The 666-nt window shown below is 60.8% G+C and carries 1 protein-coding gene; it reads left to right on the top strand.

Features of this window, described 5'->3' with window-relative positions; all coding sequences use genetic code 11:
- The coding region (locus tag AC1RNA_RS17265; protein ID WP_492951883.1) for an outer membrane protein at window positions 1-609 on the top strand (609 nt) is incomplete at its 5' end.
- Between the last annotated feature and the right edge of the window lie 57 nt (window positions 610-666).

The raw sequence follows: 666 nt of genomic DNA, 5'->3' as shown, positions 1-666 counted from the left end.
CCGGCTTACGTTGCTCCGATCTACAACTGGACCGGTTTCTACATCGGTGCCCAGGTTGGCGGCGCTTTCCAGGGTTCCAGCGGTTACAATGCGACTGCTGGCGTTGTCGGCACCCGTGACGACAGCTCGTTCATCGGCGGCGGCGTCGTTGGCGCTAACTACCAGTTCGCTCCGAACTGGGTTGTCGGTCTCGAGGGCGAATTCAACGGCCTGTCGAACAACCGTCACACCTTCACCGATGCGACCGCGAATACGGTCAGCATCAAGAACGACTGGCTGGCTTCGGTCACCGGCCGCCTCGGCTACACCTGGGGTCCCGGCATGATCTACGCCAAGGGCGGTGTTGCATTCCGCGACAACGGCGGCGTGACCTCCAACGTGGTGGCCCTGGTTGACCGCAACGACACCGGCTACACCGTCGGCGCCGGCCTCGAATACATGTTCGCTCCGGCCTGGTCGGCAAAGGTTGAGTACCAGTACTACAACTTCGACCACACCAACGTTGCGTTCGCCACCAACACCGCGAGCTATCGCGACGACCTTCACACTGTGAAGGCTGGCATCAACTACCACTTCAACTGGGGTGGCCCGGTTGTCGCCAAGTACTAAGACCTTCTGATCGCACCTGCGATCCGAGGAAAAGGCCGGCGAAAGCCGGCCTTTTTT

Source organism: Afipia sp. GW821-FHT14H12, from assembly GCF_058803465.1.
This window is presented reverse-complemented; position numbering and strand designations above follow the sequence as displayed.